15 protein-coding genes are annotated in these 18811 nt (G+C 63.1%); 8 read left to right on the top strand and 7 right to left on the bottom strand.

Going from position 1 to position 18811, the window contains the following annotated elements:
- Window positions 1–11: 11 nt before the first annotated feature.
- From MTR66_RS16395 to MTR66_RS16410, 4 genes are read left to right on the top strand one after another with little or no spacing between them, the layout of a single operon-like run.
- Complete coding sequence (locus MTR66_RS16395) at window positions 12–878, top strand: glycosyltransferase family 2 protein (protein WP_243923034.1); 867 nt, start codon at window positions 12–14, stop codon at window positions 876–878.
- Window positions 875–1975 (top strand): glycosyltransferase family 4 protein, encoded by a 1101-nt coding sequence (locus MTR66_RS16400; RefSeq protein WP_243923036.1) that lies wholly within the window; start codon window positions 875–877, stop codon window positions 1973–1975. The genes MTR66_RS16395 and MTR66_RS16400 overlap by 4 nt, the downstream gene beginning before the upstream one ends.
- A complete protein-coding gene (locus tag MTR66_RS16405) occupies window positions 1972–2928 on the top strand; it encodes a glycosyltransferase family 2 protein (protein WP_243923038.1) in 957 nt (318 codons plus the stop codon). Before MTR66_RS16400 ends, MTR66_RS16405 begins: the two co-directional genes overlap by 4 nt.
- On the top strand, window positions 2922–4385 hold the full coding sequence (locus MTR66_RS16410) for a lipopolysaccharide biosynthesis protein (RefSeq protein WP_243923040.1): 1464 nt from the start codon (window positions 2922–2924) through the stop codon (window positions 4383–4385). Before MTR66_RS16405 ends, MTR66_RS16410 begins: the two co-directional genes overlap by 7 nt.
- Window positions 4386–4423: 38 nt before the next feature.
- On the opposite strand, the gene MTR66_RS16415 is transcribed toward MTR66_RS16410, so the two are convergent.
- From MTR66_RS16415 to MTR66_RS16445, 7 genes are all read right to left on the bottom strand, one after another.
- Window positions 4424–5371 (bottom strand): phosphoribosyltransferase family protein, encoded by a 948-nt coding sequence (locus tag MTR66_RS16415; protein ID WP_243923042.1) that lies wholly within the window; start codon window positions 5369–5371, stop codon window positions 4424–4426.
- Entirely contained in the window at window positions 5371–6843 is a 1473-nt protein-coding gene (locus MTR66_RS16420) for a glycoside hydrolase (RefSeq protein ID WP_243923044.1), read from the bottom strand. Before MTR66_RS16420 ends, MTR66_RS16415 begins: the two co-directional genes overlap by 1 nt.
- A gap of 1 nt (window position 6844) precedes the next feature.
- Complete coding sequence (locus MTR66_RS16425) at window positions 6845–8323, bottom strand: hypothetical protein (protein WP_243923046.1); 1479 nt, start codon at window positions 8321–8323, stop codon at window positions 6845–6847.
- 202 nt (window positions 8324–8525) lie between these two features.
- The gene (locus MTR66_RS16430) at window positions 8526–9566 is read right to left on the bottom strand and encodes a glycosyltransferase (RefSeq protein ID WP_243923105.1); all 1041 of its coding nucleotides are present in this window, start codon (window positions 9564–9566) and stop codon (window positions 8526–8528) included.
- 86 nt (window positions 9567–9652) lie between these two features.
- On the bottom strand, window positions 9653–11794 hold the full coding sequence (locus MTR66_RS16435) for a GumC family protein (protein ID WP_243923049.1): 2142 nt from the start codon (window positions 11792–11794) through the stop codon (window positions 9653–9655).
- Between the two features lie 42 nt (window positions 11795–11836).
- A complete protein-coding gene (locus MTR66_RS16440) occupies window positions 11837–13051 on the bottom strand; it encodes an outer membrane beta-barrel protein (RefSeq protein WP_243923050.1) in 1215 nt (404 codons plus the stop codon).
- Between the two features lie 344 nt (window positions 13052–13395).
- Window positions 13396–14187, bottom strand: coding sequence for a sugar transferase (locus MTR66_RS16445; protein WP_327194521.1), 792 nt, complete (start codon window positions 14185–14187; stop codon window positions 13396–13398).
- A gap of 318 nt (window positions 14188–14505) precedes the next feature.
- Here MTR66_RS16445 and MTR66_RS16450 point away from each other — a divergent pair, with 318 nt between their 5' ends.
- The 4 genes from MTR66_RS16450 (at window position 14506) to MTR66_RS16465 (ending at window position 18811) form a co-directional block, all read left to right on the top strand.
- A complete protein-coding gene (locus MTR66_RS16450; RefSeq protein WP_243923052.1) occupies window positions 14506–15168 on the top strand; it encodes a polysaccharide biosynthesis/export family protein in 663 nt (220 codons plus the stop codon).
- Window positions 15169–15620: 452 nt separating this feature from the next.
- Complete coding sequence (locus tag MTR66_RS16455; RefSeq protein WP_243923054.1) at window positions 15621–16283, top strand: LuxR C-terminal-related transcriptional regulator; 663 nt, start codon at window positions 15621–15623, stop codon at window positions 16281–16283.
- Between the two features lie 85 nt (window positions 16284–16368).
- A complete protein-coding gene (locus MTR66_RS16460; protein WP_243923056.1) occupies window positions 16369–17841 on the top strand; it encodes a thiol-disulfide oxidoreductase in 1473 nt (490 codons plus the stop codon).
- 79 nt (window positions 17842–17920) lie between these two features.
- Window positions 17921–18811 carry a LysR substrate-binding domain-containing protein gene (locus MTR66_RS16465; protein WP_243923058.1) on the top strand — a complete coding sequence of 297 codons (891 nt, stop codon included), beginning with the start codon at window positions 17921–17923 and terminating at the stop codon, window positions 18809–18811.

Consider the following 18811-nt stretch of genomic DNA (forward strand, 5'->3'; position numbering starts at 1 on the left):
AGGTTTCTGAAATGCGCCTTCATGTCGTCTTCGCGACGCTCAACCGGGCCGAACTGCTTACCAAAACGGTGGACCGGCTCGCCGATCAGATCCGGCAGCCGGACGGGATCGTGATCTCTGCCACGTGCCCCGCCGATGTCCTCGGACTGGAAACCGCGCGTCCTGACACGCATGTCCTGCTGTCCGGCAAGGGCCTGTGCAAACAGCGCAACCGGGCGCTCGACTACCTTGCCGGAAACACCGACATCGTCGTCTTCTTCGATGACGATTTCGTGCCGCACAAGGATTACCTCGCCGAAATCGAGCGGCTTTTCGTCCTTGAACCCGATGTGGCGGGGGCCACCGGCGATCTGCTCGACGATGGCATCCACGGAGACGAGATCGCTTTCGAGGACGCGGTGGAGCGGCTCGATAGCCACGGACTGGCGCAGGACGATAGCTGGCGCAGCCGTCAGGCGCTCTACGGATGCAACATGGCGATCCGCATGTCCTGCGCCGAAGGGCTGCAATTCGACGAAGCCCTGCCCCTCTACGGCTGGCAGGAAGACATCGACTACACCTATCAGCTCGGGCAGCGCGGGCGCATGGTTTCCGGCCCGCGCCTGACGGGCATCCACCTCGGCACCCGCAGCGCCCGCACGCCCGGCAAACGCCTGGGCTATTCGCAAGTCGCCAACCTCGTGCACATGTGGCGCAAGGGAACGATGCAGCCGAGGCTCGGCCAGAGGCTGATGCTCCAGAATCTGACGTCCAATGCCGCCCGCAGCCTGTTTCCCGAACCCCACATAGACCGGCGCGGGCGGCTGACCGGCAATCTGATGGCGATCGGCGATCTGATGCGGGGACGGATCGACCCGCGCCGGGTGGAAACGCTATGACGGCACCGTTGCCGATCTACTTCAACGGCAAGTTCTACAGCGGCGGGCTCAACGGTGTGCACCGCGTCGCGGACCGGCTGATCCGCGAATGCGACCGGGAACTGGCGCGACTGCCGGAAGACGAGCGCCCCGATGCCTTTCTCATGACATCGGGCAAGGCGGACTGGGTTCCCGACCTGCAAGTGATCAAGCGCCGCAACTACACCAGAACCGACCAGATCTGGGAACAGTTCGTGCTGCCTTTCGCCGCCCGCAGCGGGATTCTGGTCAACCTTGCAAACCTGGCGCCGATTGCCCACCGCAACAAGATCACCATGATCCACGATGCGCAGTTCCTGTTTTCGGACTGCGGGTATCCCGCCAGGCAGCGGCTGGGATACCGGTGGCTGACACCGATGCTGGGCCGTTCGAGCCGCGCCACGCTCACCGTCTCCGAATTCTCGCGCCGCATGCTGCATCAGTTCTCGGTCGTGAACGAAAAGCAGACGCACGTCATTGCCAACGGCGCCGATCACATTCTGGATGTGGAAGAAGATCCCGGCGTGCGCGCAAGGCTGGGCATCGAGGGCGAAAGCTATGCCGTGATGTTCGGCAGCCCCAAGGGATACAAGAACAACGCGACTCCGTTCGCCGCTTTCGCGGACGGCAGGCTTTCGCCCACCAGGCTCGTCATCGTCGGCCCGGAACGCGCGCAGCTCGAAGCGGCTGGGCTGACGCCGCCTGACGGCACGATCTTCGCCGGAAAGCTCAACGACCGGGAACTCAAGGGTGTGCTGGCCGGGGGGCTTGCCATTCTCTTCCCGTCCCGCACCGAAGGGTTCGGATTGCCACCGCTGGAAGCCATGCTCTGCGGCTGCCCGGTTCTCGCCAGTCCGGCGGGCGCCATTCCCGAAGTCTGCGCGGATGCGGCCATCTATGCCGGTACGGACCGGCCCGGAGAATGGATCGAGGCGATCGAAATAATGCGCAGCGATCCGCAGCTGCGCCAGCGCAAGATCGCCGAAGGATACGCGCGTGCCGCCCGCTTCACCTGGAGCGGGGCCGGTGCAAGCCTGATGAACGTCATCCACGCCCTTGCCGGGGAGAAGCTTCAATGACCGATATGCCGGCCGTTTCCGTCCCTTCCCGATCCCCCGCCAGCATTCCCACCGGCATTCCCACCGTCGATGCCGTTATTCCCACTTACAACCGGCGCGATCTGCTGCCCGCCGCCGTTGCCAGCATCACCGCGCAGACGCTGCCCGTCCGGCGCATCCTCATCGTCGATGACGGATCGACCGATGGCTCGATCGAGTGGGTGCGAAGCGCGGCCAGGCAAGACCCACGCATCGTGCTGATCGAGAGGCAGCACGGCGGCGCCAATGTCGCGCGCAACGCAGGGATAGCGCAGGCACAGTCCGAATGGGTGGCCTTCCTTGATTCCGACGATGCCTGGGAACCGGAAAAACTCGAACGGCAATTCGCGGTTCTGAAGGACCGGCCGGACGTTGTCGGCATCTTCTGCGGCTTTCGCCACGTCGGCGGCGCCGTGGAACGCATTCACTTGCCGCGGGACAATCCCTCCCTGCTCGATCTGCGCTGTTCCAACGCGCTGGGCAGCACATCGGGCGCGGTGGTCCGCACGGCGGCCCTGCGTCAGGCTGGCGGATTCAATCCGGATCTGCCGAGCTGCCAGGACTGGGACTTGTGGTTCCGCCTGCGCAAGATCGGCCGCCTGGCCGTGATCCGGCAGCCGCTGGCGCTCTTCAACAATGGTCCGCACGAACGCATCACCACCAATATGCACAAAGTGCTTTCCGGCCACCGCGCCATGTTTGCGCACCTGCTATCCGATGTCGCCCGGCCAAGCGAACGCAGCGCCATCATGTCGAAACACAAACTGGTGGAAGCCGATATCAAGCGGCGCTTCGGAGATTCCCGATCGGCCCTGCTGATGGTTCTGCAATCGCTGCTTCGCCACCCCAGCAAGTCCGCCCTTGCCGCCTTGTGGCGCCTCGTCCGCTCGATGACGCGCAGCCTGCGAAAGCCGGGAGCCCTGCAACAGTGCTGAGGGCCAGCGCCGCCAAAGGGGCGATGGCGCTCGGGACGACCCGGATCGCGCTGAACATCGGCAATACGCTGGCGATCTTCATCCTGGCCCGGCTGCTGACGCCGGAGGATTTCGGCCTGGTCGCGATCTGCACGACCGTGCTGGGCATCATCATCGCCCTGACCGAGCTCTCGCTGGGCTCGGCCCTCATCCAGCGCCGGGAAGTCTCGCGCGAGCACATCGACACCGCATGGACCCTGGCACTGTCGCGCGCGCTGCTGATTGCCTGCGGGTTCCTCTTGTTCGCGCATCCGGTCAGCCTGCTTTACGGAGATCCGCGGCTGGGGCCGCTGTTCGTCGTAACGGGCATCACGGCCGCCTTCACCGGGCTCACCAATCCGCGCGTCGCGCTCCGGACGAAGGATATGCAGTTCGGCCCGATGATGGCCATGCAGGTCACGCAGAAGCTGCTGGGCCTTGCCATTTCCATCGCGCTGGCCCTGTGGCTGCGCAATTACTGGGCGCTGGTGATCGGAACCGCGGTGGGCACGGCCTGTTCAACGCTGCTCAGTTACTTCATCGCGCCCTATCTGCCCCGCTTTTCACTGGCCCGCTCGAAAGACCTGATGGGCTTTTCAAGCTGGCTCTTTTGCGCGCAAGTGGTCGGCGTGATCAACTGGCGCTTCGACCAGCTCCTGATCGGCCTGTTCCTGCCGCCCGCCAAGCTCGGCATCTATTCGGTCAGCGACAATACAGCGGCCATCCCCAGCCGCGAAATGACCGCGCCGATCGTTCAGGTGCTGTTTCCCAGCTTTTCGACGATGCAGGACGACCTGCCCCGGCTGCGCAGCGCCTATCTCAATGCGCAAACGACCCTCGGCCTGGCCAGCCTGCCCATCGGCATCGGGCTGGCGCTTGTGGCCGAACCGTTCGTTGAGCTGGCGCTGGGGCCGAAGTGGCTGGAAGCGGTGCCGATCATCCAGTTCATCACATGGGCCTATGCGATCCAGACGCTCACGTCCGGATCGCGGCCCGTGGCCATGGCGCTCGGCAAAACGCGCACGCTGTTTTTCCGTGATCTGGCCGGACTTGCGCTTCGCGTTCCGTGCGTGAGCATCGGGCTGGCCGGATGGGGCCTCATGGGGCTGGTCACGGGGCGGCTGCTGAGTTCGGTAATCGGCGTGTTCGTGACGTTCGGCATGGTAAAGACCGTGCTGGGCATCCCCATCGGCGAGCAGATCTGGTCCCAGCGGCGTACCCTGTTTGCCGTGGCCGCGATGACGATCTCGGTCAGCATGATCGACCAGCATCTGGTCGCTCTCCATGCCCTGCCGCTGATGCGCCTTGCCGTTCTGACCGGCACCGGCGGCATCACATTCCTGGGAGCACTTGCCTTGTTCTGGGCCGCGGGAGGACGGCGGCCGGGGCCCGAAACCGAACTGATCAACCTTGCCCGCGGAGCCCTGGCAAAGATCTAAAGATCTGACGTCCGAACTCCGCCCCCTTCCTGGCCCCGTCAGCGCGCCAGCCCCAGGCGGGCGGTCATCCGGCTCAGCCGCCGCTGAACCTTCGACGGGGCGAACTTGTTCTGGATCGCGCGCGGATTGAACACCCCCGGCCGGATCATTTCCGGCCCTTGCAGGCTCAACGCCGGCTTGCCGGAAAGCTTCGCGATCTGGCGCGCCTGGAGCAGCTCGCTTTCGATGAACAGTGCGCAGCCGGACTCGCGATAGACTTCGGCCTTGAAGCTGCCGTGCAGCCCCAGCCGCCTGCGCGTGGCGGCATCGGGCAGGTCCAGCATGCGCAGTTCCTTGTAGCGGATGCCGTGGCGGACCAGCCATTCCTCGGTCTGCGGCCGGTATTTCTCCAGACGGCTTGTAACCAGCATGGCGATCTCGCGGCGCGGAAGGTGCAAAGGCTCCGCCGTCAGCAGGAATTCGAGATAGGCAGCCCCGTCATCGTTCTGCTCGGAGCGCGGGTCCACGCACAGGACGCCATCGATATCGAAGCATGAGCGCGAAACGATGGGGTGATGCAGAACATTCCATTCGAACACCCGCGGTTCGGGCACATCGGCAAAGATGAAATCGGCATCGGAAACCTCTTCCCCGGTGCCATAGACCGCCGCGAAAGTGAGGCGCGGCGGATTGGCCAGCGCGGCCAGCTTGGCGCGGGCCTCCCGCATCGATTCGCCGGTGCGGCAGCTATCGTCGATCACCAGCACATGGGCGAAATCGCCGCCCGCCCCTGCTTCCGTTTCGCGCCGGGTGCTTCCACTGGCCAATATGCGCCCTTCCGCGAAAGCGTCGATATCGGCCAGCGGCAGATTGCGGGCGAGGGCAATCATCGTTGCAGGCAGCATGCCGCTGCGCGGAATGCCGACGACAAGATCGATATCTCTCGGCAGGCGGTGCAGGTTGCTCCAGACGTCCTTGTACAAGTCCTTGATCGATCGGAAGTACATCAACTCGAACCTCTTGTTGCCGGTGCAAGCGCTCCCGTCCCCCCGAGGGCATCGGGCGGAGCGAGACGGCTTACGCAAAGAGTGAAGCGGGGCCTGACCGGGATCGCCGGCAGCATCCGCCGAAGCGCCAGAGCGGCCCCTGCGAACAGGGCGAAATTCGTACCCGGATGGCTGTTGGGAGAGGAAATCGCGGCGGGAACCAGAACGACGCAAGCCGTCGTCGCGCATGCCGTCATGACGGCCGCAACGGCCTCTCCCCGGCGTGCGCCCATCATCCCCACAGGGCGAATGATGCTGATCACGTATCCGGCGAACGTCATGACGCCAATCACGCCCATCGTCCCCAGGATCGCCGTGAACAGGCTGGAGGAGCGGAAGCTGCCCGGACCTATGCCCAGCCCTCCCGAAACCATGAACGCGGAAAAGCCCTGCATGGCCCAGAACAGCCGCTGCTGGCCGGAACTGGAACTGCCCTTGTCGACCGTCATGTGCAGAATCATGTCCGACACCTGCAGCGCCAGACTGGGAATCGCGGCCAGCGCGACGGCGATCAGGAACAGCACCGAAAGCCCGGCCATGACAGCCTGCCGCAGACGGACAGGCTCCGCGCCTTTCGGAAAGATCAGCAGGCGGGCGAGGAAGAACATCAAATAGCAGCCAATGCCGACGTAAGCCGTGCCGGACGTGCTGATAAACAGGGCCCCGCCCAGAACCACGGCGGCGACCCCCGTGTGCCTTGCCCATACCGACCGGTACCAGCACTCGCAGTTGAAAATGAACCATGCGATGCCGAAGGCGGCCCATCCCGATGCTTCGGGAAACAGGCCGTCGATGCGGTTGAAGCCCTGATAGGACTGGTCAAGCTGCGCATAAGTTCCGTTCCGGAACAGGGCGAACACGGCCTCTACCGGTGTCCCCTTGGTGAAAGCCGCCACAAGGCCAGTTACGGCATGTACCCAGGCCAGCACCACGCTGCCTTTCACCAGCGCCTCGATCCCGCCTTCCGTGCGCATGGCCACATAGCCCGCCAGCGCGACCAGCAAGGCGCCAAGCAGATAGACCGCCGCCGTCAGGTTCTGCGCCGTGGGTTCGAGCGGAACCGTATCGAACAGGCTCCTGGCATTGGTAAAACGCATCGGCGCGACGTTGAGCTGCCCTGCGAAGATGCGCGGCGCGGCAAATGCCGCGGCCATTCCGTAAAGCGTGAAAAGCACGAAAAGGAAGTTTGCCTTTACACCTTCCACCAGCAAGGCGAAGTATCCGCCCCGGGGCATCAGAATGCGCAGGAAAACGAAGAGCAGCGCGAACTGGACCGGCGGAATGGAGCTGTTTCCCAGCGCCGTGAGCGTCACGGCGGATGAGCCTCCGAACAGGCCCGAAAACAGCAGGAATACCAGCAGCGACCGCAGCGGCTGGAACAGCAGCGCCGAACCGATCAGCAACTGGATCATGCCGACGAAAGTAAAGTGCATGCTATTGCCACCCCGCCACGTTCTGCGGGCAGGATGCAGGCGCGCTGCCCACCCGGAACAGGCGCACGCGATACCGGAATGTATGCCCCGAACTGCCCGAACCGGGGGCAAGCCGAATATCGACCGCCTGTCCGGCTTTCAGGTGCAGGTTCGTCACCGCCACTTTCGCCGCGTCTGACAGCACGGTCCGCCCGATTTCCCCGCCGCCCGGCGCGTGCACAGTGATCAGTATGGTGGAGGAAGACGTTCCCCCTTTTGTAAAGCACCCCAGCAGAGAGGCGCTGAGATCACGCGGCGCCGTGTAACGCAGCGTGATCTGCGCGGCCTTCGTCACCGCGCCTGTCGCATCGTCTATCCGCATGGGCTTCAGCCACCGGTTGCCCAGACTGGTCGAGAACGTGCTGTCGAGGGGGGCGAGAGGCTTTTCCTTACCGGGCGCGCCGGACAGATAGCCCCATGGCGCCGCGCCATATTGCAGCAGGCTGTCGGCAAGGACAGTGCTCGGGCCCAGCCCGGGCCGGGCACCGAACACGACAACGGGTACCAGGCCAAGTTCCACTTTTCCGGAGAGCTGATTTCCCTGCGCATCGAATACTTGCGATCCCGGCGCAGGATTGAGCGTGCGCGGCACGCCCCAGACCACCCAGCGATCGGCCCCGTAGCGCCAGATCGGCGAAAGGCGCGTGTCCGAGACCTGCTGCGGCCGCCCGCGCGGCAGAAGTTCACGCTGCACCAGGCGAAACGCCCGTCCCGCCGGTTTCATGGCGCCCCCGGACGTCAGCAATCCCATCGCGGGAAACCACTTCTGATCGACAAGCGCATACCATGACGCCATCCGGACACCCGATCCGGACAGCAGCGTCACCATCTTCACCAGTGCCCCGGCCCCTTCGGCAGGCGCATCGAAATTGTCGCTGAACTCCGTGGCCCAGACCGGCAGCACTTTCCCGTGCTTTCGCATGGTATCGGCAAGATGCGCGATCTCCCAATCGACGTTCTCGCCATGGTTGCGATAGGGATGCACGGCAATGCCATCGGCGTGGGACAGTAGCCCCAGACCGAACAGCGTATCGAGATAGCCGGTGCCGATGGCGTTCGTCGATCCGCCGATCAGCGCGACATCGGGGTGCGCCGCTTTGAACCGGCCATAGATCGCCCGCATCAATGCAGCATAGTTGGTTTGGACATAGCTCTTGCTGCCCAGCGACTTGGCGCCGTTCAGTTCGTTGCCGACCTCGATCCCGGCAAGACAATCGCCGAAACGCGACGCCACGCGGTCGAGATAGCGGCCGAACGCCTCCTGCCCTTCCGCCGAACTGACCAGAAGCCCGCCATCATAGAGCGGGTTCGATGGAACGATCGCCAGCACCAGCCCCATACCCCGCGAGCAGGCCTGGTCGAGCGGCGCAACGCTGGCCGGAAAGGCGATGCGGCCCTTTTCCTTCTCTGCCGCCGCCCAACTGACACCGTCGCGAAGCAAGGGGGCCTCCAGCGCCCGGGCCTGATCCAGCCGGCCTGACGGCCACCCCTGGGAAAAGTGCGTCTGCGCGCCAAGGATGAAGGGTTCGACCGCAGCCGCCCTCGCCCCGGACCCGCCTTCCATCCGGAAACCGAGGAGGAGCGCGAGCCCCCCTACGATTACGGCCCCGGCAGCGAGTAAAGCGCCCTTCCTCATCGCACCGTCACACCCGCACCGCCGACAGGATCTTCTCGTCAAAACGCTCGGGCGCGAAGAGGTTCGCGCGTTGCACGGCCTTGCGCGAATCGAAATGCGTCAGCCAGTCTTCCAGACGCTCCAGCGCGTCGATCAGCGATTCGGGCTCCTGCCGTTCGAAGAACAGGCCAGTCTCGCCCGGCACGATACTGTCGAGCACCCCTCCGCGCCCGTAGGCCACCACCGGACGGCCCGCCGCCATCGCCTCCACCGGAACGATGCCGAAGTCCTCCTCCGCCGTGAACACCAGCGCCCGCGCCTGGGCATAGGCCTTGCGCAGCTTGTCGAATTCCAGCCGGGGAACGAAGCGAATGTTCGGCTTGGCAATGGACTTGAGCTTCTTGAGCATGCCGCCCTCCCCCACCATCAGCAGCGGAAGCCCGGTCTGGTTGAAAGCTTCCACGGCCAGATCGGGGCGCTTGTACGGAACCATCTGGCCGACCCAGAGATAACTGCTGCCGACATCCTCCGTCGGCGTGAACAGGCTGGTTTCCACCGGGGGATGGATCACGTCCGCCTCGCGCCGCCAGCACTTGCGCACGCGGTCCCGAACGAAGAAGCTGTTCGCCGCGATCTTGTCGACACGGGCGCTTGAGGCCATGTCCCACTGCCGCATCCGGTGATAGATGAAGGGCATGGCCGCCCGGGCCAGCGGATTGGCCTCGCGCCGGTACTGGTGGTAGTGGTCCCACAAGTACCGCATGGGCGAGTGGCAATAGCACAAGTGCAGCGCATGGGGGCTGGTGATCACGCCCTTGGCCGGGCCGCTCTCGCTGCTGATAACAAGATCGTACCCCGTCAGATCGAGGTGCTCCAGCGCCATCGGCATCAGCGGCAGATAGTACTGGTAGAGCTTTCGGGAGAGCGGCAATCCATTGATCCAGCTCGTCGTCACGTTCGTCTCGCGGATCACTTTCGACATGCGCGATTCGTCGTAGACATGCGTGAACAGGTCCGCCCCGGGAAACAGGTTGAGCAGGCGTTCGATAACCCGCTCGCCGCCGCGCATGGACACGAGCCAGTAATGGACGATGGCCACCCGCGGCGCGCTGAAACGGGCCGGAAACGGCTGGACTTCGGCCGCCAGAGCCGCACTCACGCGTAGTACTCCTTGTACTGGCGATAGAAGTAGGCCGGGTCCTCATGCCCGAACAGGCGGCGGCGGCGCATGTCGATCTGGTTGATCGTCAGGCCCACCACATTGACGCGGTCGGCCGGCAACAGGTTGAGCGCCGCCCGCACCGCGCCCTGCAGCGTCCGCCGCCACCGCACCACCATGACCGTCGCGTCGGCCAGTACGGCCAGCGTGCGCCCGCTGGCGACCGGCAGGATCGGCGGCAGATCCAGCACGATATATTCGAAATTGCCCCGCAGTTCCTGCACCAGTTGCAGGAAGGGTTCGCTTGTCAGCAGCAGTTCGGGCGCATGGTTCGATGGCTTGAGCGCCAGCACGGACAGGCCGTCTTCGCTGGAAACCAGCGCATCCTGCAAGGACGCCTTGCCTTCCAGCACCTCTATCAGGCCCGGATGATCCGGCGCCAGGCGAAGCAGGCGGCTTACGCCCCGGCCGCGCAGATCGCAATCGAGCAGCACCGTCCCCTTTCCACTGAGCGCCAGCGTCTGCGCAAGGCAGGTCGATACCGTGGTCTTGCCCTCTTTCGGCAGCGCCGATGTCACCGCGATGACTTGCGCCGGTCCATAGACCGCCTGCTCGATCGAGGTGCGCAGCGACCGGAAGGATTCCGCGAAAGCCGAACGCGGCTCCTCGTTCAGCGCGGGAACGGCGCGCCGCATCTTGCTGACCGAGGACAGCAGCGGGATCGAACCGAGATAGCGATGGCCGATCCCGTATTCGATCTCCTCGGCTGTCGAAATCCCCCGGAACAGGGCCTCGGCGCAGTATGCCGCAGCCACGCCCGCACCCAGCCCGATAACCAGAGCCAGGACCATGTTCATCGGAATGTTCGGCGAACTGGGCAGAAGCGGCGCTTCCGCCAGCGACAGGATGCGCGCATTGGGCCGTTCGGTGCCATCTTCGGCCACGAGCTGCTTGAAGCTGTTGAGGTACGTCTCATAGAGCGCCTGCGACGCCTGCGCCTTGCGCTCAAGCTCATCGAGCCCGACCATTGCCGCATTGTTCTGCGCCAGTTTGCCCCGGGCCGCGCCAAGGCTGGAGTTGAGCGAGGCCAGCCGCTGATTGGCAACATCACGCTGGGCCTCAAGATTGGACATTATACGCTTGATTTCACTTTGAATCTGCCGCCTGATTTCCGCAAGCTCGCCTTTGGCCTGCACCAGTTGCGGATAGTTGGGGCCATAGCGCGTTTCGAAGTTGGCCACCTGCCCGCCCACTTGCGCTTCACGCGCCCGCAGGCTGCCGATGACGCCGGAACCAAGCGCTTCGCCGACATCGTCGCCGACAGACCCCGAGCGCAATTGCGCTCGTGCCGTCGCCAGTCTGGCCTGACTTTCGGCCGCTTCCGCACGAGCAGTCGTAACCGCCTGATTATAGCTCGAAATCTCCTGCTCGGTCAGCGAAGCGCCGGAGGTGCTAAGCAGCCCGTTCGCGATACGGTAGCGCTGCAACGCCTCGGTATCGGCGTGCGCCTGCTGGCGCAGTTCTTCGAGGCGGGAGGCCACGACCTTGGTGGTGTCCTTGTTGCGGTCCCGCGCGAGGTTCACTTCCCATTTTGTGAACTGCTCGGCATACATATTCGCGCCGCGCGCGGCATCCGCGCCGTTATCCGCGTCGAAGTAAATGCGAAGGGCATAGCTTTCGCCGCTGCGCTCGGCCGAAACGCTGGACTGGAAACCGGAAATGATATCCGCGCGCTGCTTGGCGCTTTTGCCGTCCAGTGCGCCCAAGGCTTCCGCGACACGCTCCGCAAGCGCGCGCGCCTCCAGTATCTCGACTTGGGTATCGACATAGGCACTGTTCGGCGCAGGCCCGGCCTGACGGCCCGCGGCTGAGGAACCGCTCGCATCTTCCGGCGGCGCCTCCAGACTGACCGTCGCCTCGGCGGAATAGACGATGGGCCGCGTAAACGTGATGGCCGCGCCAATGCAGACGGCAATCGCCGTGATCAGCAGAATCAGCCCCAGCCTTCTGCGGAAGAAGGAAAGCGAACCGCTCAGATCGACACTGTCGGCGGGCGTCATCAGCGCCTGGCCGGGAGACAGTGCCAGTTCCCGCCGCGGGTCCTGCCCGGGACTGATGATTTGCTGCGAACTGTTCATGGTTTATCTCCTGTCCGCCGGGCAGCGCCATGCCAGGGAATCTCAAAGGACAAAGCTGATGCCCGCGCGAATGCTCGCACCGTCGTAGGACCGGGCACCAAGCCCGGAGCCATCCTGTTTGCGCACCCCGGCTCCGGCGAACGCCGCCAGATGAGGGGTGAGCTGATACCGGGCGGTCGCTTCCGCGAAGTAGCGTGTGTCGGTGCGGTCGATGCCCTTGTAATCGTTGCGGACCAGTCCGGCTTCGATGCCAATCAACAGACGGCTGCCGATCGCCGTGGACGCATTCGCCGCGAACGTCGTGCGCAGGATGGACGATGTATTCTCGAACGGGCTGCGCTCGACTTCGCGTTCCACGCGCAGACCGAACTTGGTCCGGGCCGTCGGTGTCCAGGTGGCCTGGAGGTTGAAGTCCACCGCCTTGATATCGCTTTCGGAGGGATCGTCCGAATTCTGCAGGACGTAACCCGCCCCGGCTTCCACGTTGACGAGATCCGAAACCTCGTAGTCAATGCCCGCAAGCACGGAAAACCCTTGCGAATTGCGGACCGGATTAACGTCGTAGCGCAGCCGGTTGCCGCTCACGCGCATGAAAAAGCCGAGCGCCGGGCTGCTGCGGTAGCCAACGCGTGCCGCAAGCGAATCGCGGCGGACGTCACGGGAAGACTGGTCCAGCGTCACGCCGTCAAGCTGCGCATCATGATACGTCAGCTTGCGCGTGGCCGCATCGACGCGCCAGTCGACTATGCCTCCGCTGCGCCCGAACTGCAGGCGAGCGCCGAATTCGTTATAGGAAACTGGCTCGTCCGTCGCGAACTGGTCGCCAAACGTGCCGCGCCGCTCGATTCGGCGGGCCTCGCCAATGGTCGTGCTAATGAAATAGCGTTCGGCCAGATCCAGCTTGGTATCGGCCTGAACCGACCACTGATTGCTGTTTTCAGCCCCGGTTTCGAAATAGCGCCTGCCTTCGGCCGACGCCCTCACTTCCAGCGCATGCCGCGAGAAGTCGCTGGAAAGGCGGATGCTCGGCCGCACCACGGCAACCGTATCCGATGTGTGGTTCGGCTGGTTGTAGATGTTTGTGTCATACCGCACGTCTGCAGTGACCCGCGGGCGCAGGATAAAGGGCTGAACCCGGATCCCCTCCGGCTCGAAAGCTTCGACCATGGTTTCCGGCACATCGACCGGACGGTCCTGCGAAAAGGCCTCTGCTGGAAGGAAGGCAATCGGGCCGGTAAGGCACATTGCCGAAATCATGCGAAGGGAGGTGCCTCGAAAAGCCAGTGGTCTTTCCTTCAGAAGTTGACGGTTTCTTGAGACATTGCCGGTTACAGACCGGGCATCGGCAAAGGCCCCTTCACGGGGCGATGCAACGAGGGTCCGCGTGCGAAACACTGCTCGAACTGCATATGAACACGAGGCCCCGTCTTCGATGGATTCCCGCGGGGCCCCCGCCGGTTTTCCGCACCGGGAAAGCGAGGCCGTCCTGTGTTCCGGACCATTTCTGCGCGGCCTGGCGGTTGCCCTGCCCTTGGCCCTGGCGATCTGGACGATGATCTTGTTCTGGTTGATCTGACGGCCGGTCTCTCCCGCAGGCCGGGCTAGCATGACCCCCGTCCGGTAGCGACGGCCGGGATCGTTGCGAAAAGGATCTTCCAGTTCATCAGCAGCGTATGCACGCGGGCGTATTTGACGTCCGCGGCCACGCGGCGGCGGTACGCGACGCTGCTGCGGCCTGAGACCTGCCACAGCCCGGTCAGCCCCGGACGGACGGCGTAGTAGTGATAGATATAGCGGCCATACCGGGCGATTTCAGCCTGAACGATCGGGCGCGGCCCGACGAGGCTCATTTCCCCCCGCACCACGTTGAACAGCTGAGGCAACTCGTCGAGGCTGGTGATCCGGAGCAGCCGCCCGATCCGCGTCACGCGGGGATCATCGGGAAGCTTGTGATCGCGTTCCCAGATCTCCCGCAAATCCGGATTGGCGCGCAGAATGTGCTCAAGCCGCTGTTCGGCGCCGACATACATCGAACGGAATTTCAGGCACGGAAAGCTGCGCCCGTCACGGCCGACCCGGCGATGGGCGAACACGGCAGGGCCGGGATCGTCGATCCAGATCGCCACGGCCACAACGATGAAGACCGGCAGCAGGATCAGGATGAGAACCAAGGCCCCGATCAGATCGACGGGCCGGGCCAGCGGGCTGGCCGGGCGCGAGGCCTTGTCCCAGCGATCCCATCGCAATGTCGCGCGGGGGCCGCGCGAAACCTGGCCCCTGTCCGGGCCATGCATTCCGAAATCGATGCGCTGCGGTTGTACCAGCGTGGGCGCGATAGCCTGGGATACTACGGCCCGTCCCCGCCCATGCAGGCGGCTTGCGTGCAAACTCATGACAATGGCCTTTCCTCGTTGGTGGCAGCCAGAGGCGGGACCGCCTCCCTGCACCGGGAGTTTCGAAGAACAGGAATTCAGGCCTTAGATTGAGTTCACACGCGCCATTCGCGCAAACACGCATTCGACTTAGCCGGATACCCATTTAGGATAAAAAATTGTTAATACCCTGGGTTGCCATCCCTCCTAAGAGTGCAGGCTGTGCTGTTATCACTCGCAAGAGCAATGGCGAACTTCATCCATATTCATAGCATTCCGGATTGAAGGACTATTCGGAAGCCCGGCTTTCAAGAATAGTGTGAAGCGGAGGAGAAGAGTTTGCGAAAAATTGATTTTGGCTCAACTACTCTGTCTAATACACAGAAGTACCGAGGCCATCTGTCGAACCGCATATCGCGGCTGCAACAATATCTTCGCGTGGCCGCAAGTTGCGTCCTGAGCGCGCTTTTGTTGAGCGGATGCACCACGCAATCGTATCCGGAAGCCAATGTTGCCCAGGCCAACGCCGAAGTATCGCGTGGCTATCACATCGGCACCGGCGACAAGCTGCGGATCACGGTTTTCAATGAACCATCCTTGTCAGGCGATTTCGACGTCGGACTTGATGGTAAAGTCGAAATGCCGCTGATCACGCCCGTTGCCGCGGCTGACAAGACGCCCGACGATGTCCGTCAGGCGATCGCGGCCAAGCTGGGCGCAGGCGGCTATGTTCTCGAACCGCGCGTTGCCGTGGCCGTGCTGAGCTATCACCCCTTCTATGTTCTGGGCGAAGTCAACAAGCCCGGCGAATATACATATTCAAGCGACCTCTCACTTCTGCAAGCCATTGCCATGGCCGGCGGGTTCACGGCCCGCGCCAACAAGGCGAGCGTTGTCGTCCGCCGCGAGGGCTGGAATTCGGGACGGAAAGTCACTCTGGGAGATCCGCTTCTCATCATTGCCCCGGGCGATACGGTCATGGTCACGGAGTCTGTATTTTGACTGCTGCCGACGCCCTTTTGCACGCGCGCGTTATGTTCACTCTTGAACATTTCGCCGCATCCATAAACAGCTTTTAAAACCGGCACATAGCAAAATGACGGCTAATATTAAACGCTTTAACACCCATTACAAACCCGCTTAGATTTGATCCACTCTGTATTTTTACTAGAAAGTTAAAGCACTTTAGATAACTATGTAAGAACACTGCATTCGAGAACGATTCGGCATGCAGGCATGAACACCTTTTACAATTCGCCCATCCTGACGGGGTGCATTGCTGCCGAAAAAAGATCTTGGGAGAAGATGGGGTGACGCCTTCGACGGTGTTTCTCTTAAGGAACCCGGCACACCGGTGCCACGGAGACGGCAACTAACTGAAAGGCTTGGCTGAACGCCGACTGGCACGGGCACCCCCCGAGTTCGTGCCATACGCCGCATTCGGGAGTCGAACCTTGGGAACATCAGTTTCTATAGTCAATCAAAGCCCCATTTCGCGGGAAGGACTGCGCAGAATCCTGTCCGAAGGGGACATCACGATATTCGCTTCGGTCTCCTGCGTAGACGAGCTTGGCGAAATCGACAGCGGCTGCGAGCATGTCGTGCTCCTGGACATGGTGACATCTTCAGAGCAGGTCGCTTCCCTGAAATCGCTTCTTGACCGGGACCGGCACTTCAAGGCCGTCGTCCTTGTCGAGAAGTTCGATTATGGCGCCATGATCGAATGCTTCAATCACGGGGCCCAGGGATACGTCGTCAAGGACATGTCCTGCGATGCCCTCATCGCGCTGATCCAGCTGGCGGCGCTGGGCCACAAGGTCATGCCGCCGGACGTCATCGATCAGCTTCCGCAGCGCGAAACGCCGCGCGGGCCGCTTGAGCAGGAAGCCGATCCCGCGGTGATCGAATCCAATCTCTCGCTGCGCGAACAGGACGTGCTGAGTTGTCTGATGGCCGGGTATTCTAACAAACGGATCGCCCGCAGCCTCGACCTCAGCGAAGCGACGGTGAAAGTTCACGTCAAAGCCATACTTCGCAAACTGAAAGTCATGAACAGAACGCAGGCCGCGATTTGGGCAACCTCGCGCGGACTGCCCAGCAGAGGGAATCTGGCATAGCCAGCGCTCCCCGTATTCCGGAATCACTTCAAGATCTTGCACTACCCTTATTGTTGCGGCCCCACCTTCGATATCGGAGATTTCCATGCAGGCAGCCGGTGCAATTCCCTTTTTCCGCCAGCCGTTGCGCATCACACCGCCCGGCCAGCGCGCCCTTCCCACATTCGATGGATTGACGGCGTTCGCCCCTTTCTGGGGTGCGGCCGCTCTGTTCAGCATCGCCGGTGATCCGCAGGGGCTGATCGGGCGGGAAGGACTATTCTACTTCGCGCTGGCATGGGCCATCGTGGTAAACAGCGCAGTAACGATCCTGTACCCGCGCAAGACCTGGGCCCTGGTGTCGCTCGCACTCGTAACCACGATCCTCTATCTGGTGCGGCTGCCCGTCGCATCGAACAACAAGACGATTACGACGGCGTTCGACCTCTCCCTGCTGGTCTGCGCAGGGTATCTGTACGCCAAGGGAACGCTGGACCGTTCGCGCCTCTACGAACTCATCCGCATGCCCGCGCGATTGCTGCTGGCGACAATGTACTTCTATGGCATCTACCACAAGATAAACACGGATTTTCTGGATCCGACAGTAAGCTGCGCCGTGGGCCTCTACAAACCGCTCGCCGCACCATTCGGCGTGGAAGACAATCTGATCGGGCGGTACGCGGCGATTTGGGCGACTTTCGTTATCGAGGGGATCGCGATCGTTTCGCTATTCTGGCGAAAGTGGTTTGCCGTGGGCCTCGTCGTCGCTCTGGTCTTCCACTACATCATACCGATTTCCGCCTACAGCTGGTACATGGACTTCTCCAGCCTGGTTTTCGCGCTGTACATGCTGACGATGCCCCGCGAAGCCAGCGCCAAGGTCTATGAGCTGACATACACCTGGGTTGTCATGCCCTTGCGCGATACGTTCGGACGGATCGGGGTGATCGCCCCGGCCGTGGCATTGCTTTTCCTAGCAACTTCGCTGGTGCTGATGCTGACCCTCGCCCATCCGGGGCGCCCGGCATTGATGCTGCTCCATTCGATCTTCATTCTGATCTGGGCGGTAGTCGGCGGCGCCGCGATGACCGTGATGGTCTTCGCGGCCATGCACTATCTGCCATACAAGGGCAGCGCACCGGCCCCGGCGCCCCGCTGGACCTGGATCATACCGGTGCTGTTCTTCGTGAGCTGCCTTTCCCCCTACGTGGGGCTGAAGACGGAAAGCTCCATAAACATGTTCAGCAACCTGCGCACCGAAGGCGGCACGACTAACCACCTGATGTTTTCAAAGCCGCCATACTTGTTCTCCTATCAGTCCGAAGTGGTGAAAGTGACGGATTCGTCCAGCCCCTCGCTGCGCAAGTCCGCCGCACAGGGGCAACTGCATATCCTGTTCGCGGTTGAGGAATACATGCGCCGCCACCCCAATCAGTGGGTGACTTATGTTATGAACGGCAAGACCTATTCACACCAGACAGCCGCCAATCTCCCGGCCAATTCCGCCTCCTGGCTGGAACGCAAGCTGCTTATTTTCAAGACGGTCGATCCGGTGAGCCCGAAAGTCTGCACACACTGACCTGAGGACTCGCAAAGGCGGACGCTACCGCCTCTCCCGGCGCTTGCCAAAGGCCGCGGCGCCGGGCACATCGCGGGGCATGACGCTTGAGCAATTGCGGATCTTCGTCGGCGTTGCCGAACGCGAACACGTCACCCGTGCGGCCGAAGCTCTCAATGTCACGCAATCGGCGGCCAGCGGAGCGATCGCCGCGCTGGAGGCCCGTCATGGCGTCAAGCTGTTCGACCGGGTCGGGCGCCGTATCGAACTGACCGGCGCGGGCCGGATGTTTCTTGAGGAAGCCCGCGCCGTTCTTGCCCGGGCCGCCAGCGCTGAACTGGCCCTGTCGGAATATGGCGGGCTCCGGCGCGGATCGCTGCGGCTGGTCGCCAGCCAGACCATTGCCGGATACTGGCTGCCGGAACGCCTCGCGGCATTTCACCGGCGCTATCCCGCCATCGAATTGTCCGTGGCCATCGCCAACACCGAAGGGGCAGCCCGGGCCGTGCACACCGGCGAGGCCGAACTGGGATTTATCGAGGGTGCCATAGACGATCCGGCGCTGGCGCAATGGCCGGTGGGGGCAGACCAGATGGTGATGACGGGGCTGGAACCGGCCGATGCCGTCACCAGCGAATGGCTGACCCGCGCGCCCTGGGTCATGCGCGAGGAGGGATCCGGAACACGCTCCACGTTCGAAGCGGCGATCCGCGATCGGGGGCTCGATCCCCGTTCGCTCAACGTGGTGCTGACCCTGCCCTCGAACGAGGCCGTACTGGCGGCCGTGCGGTCCGGTGCCGGGCATGGCGTGCTTTCCACGCTGGTTGCAGGCCCGGCCATTGCCGCGCGCACCCTCCATGCGCTGCCGTTCCACTTGCCCGAGCGGCCGTTCTTCGCAATTCGCCAGAAGGAACGGTACCGCAGCAAGGCCGCCGGAGCGCTGCTTGATGTCATCGCCGGTTATGAAGCCCAGCCCGACTGGGTGATTTGA

Source organism: Novosphingobium beihaiense (assembly GCF_022832375.1).
Classification (GTDB): Bacteria; Pseudomonadota; Alphaproteobacteria; order Sphingomonadales; family Sphingomonadaceae; genus Novosphingobium; species Novosphingobium beihaiensis.

Excerpts from the sequence above, each read along its gene's own strand:
- MTR66_RS16465 (WP_243923058.1), top strand. The coding sequence starts at position 17,921 with ATGACGCTTGAGCAATTGCGGATCTTCGTCGGCGTTGCCGAACGCGAA.
- MTR66_RS16420 (WP_243923044.1), bottom strand. The coding sequence starts at position 6,843 with ATGCACTTTACTTTCGTCGGCATGATCCAGTTGCTGATCGGTTCGGCG.
- MTR66_RS16405 (WP_243923038.1), top strand. The coding sequence starts at position 1,972 with ATGACCGATATGCCGGCCGTTTCCGTCCCTTCCCGATCCCCCGCCAGC.
- MTR66_RS16430 (WP_243923105.1), bottom strand. The coding sequence starts at position 9,566 with ATGCGCGGCGGCGAGCGGGTTATCGAACGCCTGCTCAACCTGTTTCCC.
- MTR66_RS16460 (WP_243923056.1), top strand. The coding sequence starts at position 16,369 with ATGCAGGCAGCCGGTGCAATTCCCTTTTTCCGCCAGCCGTTGCGCATC.
- MTR66_RS16400 (WP_243923036.1), top strand. The coding sequence starts at position 875 with ATGACGGCACCGTTGCCGATCTACTTCAACGGCAAGTTCTACAGCGGC.
- MTR66_RS16445 (WP_327194521.1), bottom strand. The coding sequence starts at position 14,187 with ATGAGTTTGCACGCAAGCCGCCTGCATGGGCGGGGACGGGCCGTAGTA.
- MTR66_RS16435 (WP_243923049.1), bottom strand. The coding sequence starts at position 11,794 with ATGAACAGTTCGCAGCAAATCATCAGTCCCGGGCAGGACCCGCGGCGG.
- MTR66_RS16415 (WP_243923042.1), bottom strand. The coding sequence starts at position 5,371 with ATGTACTTCCGATCGATCAAGGACTTGTACAAGGACGTCTGGAGCAAC.
- MTR66_RS16395 (WP_243923034.1), top strand. The coding sequence starts at position 12 with ATGCGCCTTCATGTCGTCTTCGCGACGCTCAACCGGGCCGAACTGCTT.
- MTR66_RS16440 (WP_243923050.1), bottom strand. The coding sequence starts at position 13,051 with ATGATTTCGGCAATGTGCCTTACCGGCCCGATTGCCTTCCTTCCAGCA.